Origin of the sequence: Gordonia paraffinivorans NBRC 108238 (assembly GCF_000344155.1) — a bacterium.
Lineage (GTDB): Bacteria > Actinomycetota > Actinomycetes > Mycobacteriales > Mycobacteriaceae > Gordonia > Gordonia paraffinivorans.
On sequence record NZ_BAOQ01000087.1, the window covers coordinates 1 to 1,546 of the forward strand.

Sequence of the window (1,546 nt, forward strand, 5' to 3'; positions counted from 1 at the left end):
CGCCGTGCTCGCTCCTGTCACCGGTGGCACGGCGTCGGCTCCCGTGCCGCTTCACGAGCTGTTTTCCGCCGCGGCGCGACGTGCCCCGGACAACGTCGCCGTCGTCGACGGTTCCGGCACCCGGATGACGTATCGCGAGCTGGACGAGGCGTCGAATCGGTTGGCGCGCTGGCTGATCGGCCGTGGTGTGGGCCCCGAGGACGCGGTGGTACTTGCGATCGGTCGGTCGGCAAGGTTGTTGACGGCGATCTGGGCGGTGGCCAAGACCGGTGGCGCATATGTCCCGGTTGATCCCGACTATCCAACCGACCGGGTTAAGGCGATGGTCGAGGACTCGTCGGCAATGTTCGGTTTGACGGTCGCGGAGTCAGGCGATCTGCCCGTCGAGGGATTCGACTGGGTACGGCTCGACGATGCACAGGTCATGGCCCAGGTCGTTGCAGAGTCGGCGGAGGTGGTTACCGATGCCGAACGGCTTGGCCAGGTCGTTGCAGAGAACCTGGCATACGTGATCTTCACGTCCGGGTCGACCGGACGTCCGAAGGGTGTGGCCGTCACACATTCAGGTCTGGCCAACTTTGCGCGGCAGGAATCGCTGCGGCTGAGTGCGGGGGAAGCGCCGGTCGTGCTTGGCTTCGCCTCACCGAGTTTCGACGCTTCGGTACTGGAATACCTACTCGCGACCGTGAACGCCGGGACAATTGCCTACCGGCCATCAGACGCGGTGGGCGGCGTCGCGCTCGAGGAGTTCATTGCCGAACACGGCGCCACGCATACATTCCTCACGCCATCTGTCTTGTCGACGCTGGACCCCGCGAAGGTGCCGAGCCTGAGGGTCATCGCTGCTGGCGGTGAGGCTGTCCCGCAACCGATCGCAGACCGGTGGGCAGCCACCGTGGAACTACATAACCTGTACGGCCCCACTGAAACGACGATCGGAATCACGATCAGTCCGACGATCAACCCGGGCGACCCGGTGCGCCTTGGTGGGCCGATCAGCGGCGTGGACCTACTCGTTCTTGACGAACGGCTGCATCCAGTGTCGGTGGGAACACCGGGCGAGCTCTATGTCGCAGGTTGTGCCCTGTCCCGCGGTTACTTGGATCGGGCAGATCTGACAGCGGAAAGGTTCGTCCCGAGTCCGTATGGCGAGCCCGGACAGCGAATGTACCGAACGGGTGACGTCGTCCGATGGGCTGCCGACGGTGCTGGCGGGCTAACCCTGGAGTACTCGGGTCGTTCGGACGACCAGGTGAAGCTGCGGGGTCTGCGTATCGAGCTAGGGGAGATCGAGACCGTTCTCTCCGAGCACCCCGGCGTCGAGTCCGCGGTGGTCGTAGGTGTCGGTGGTTCGGTTGTCTCCGCGCTCGCAGCGTATGTTATTCCTTCCGACGGTGTTGTCGACGTATTCGAGCTCAAGTCGTTCGTCGGACACCGGCTGCCATCGCACATGGTTCCGTCGTCGTTCACCGTGATCGACGCATTGCCGTTGACACCGGTGGGCAAGCTCGATAAGCGGGCGTTGCCGGATCCAGTGTTCGAGGCT

General features: G+C 64.2%; 1 protein-coding gene. It reads left to right on the forward strand.

The features are described 5' to 3' along the window. A partial coding sequence (locus GP2_RS20740) for an amino acid adenylation domain-containing protein (RefSeq protein WP_040527690.1) occupies window positions 1–1,546 on the forward strand: 1,546 nt, incomplete at both ends.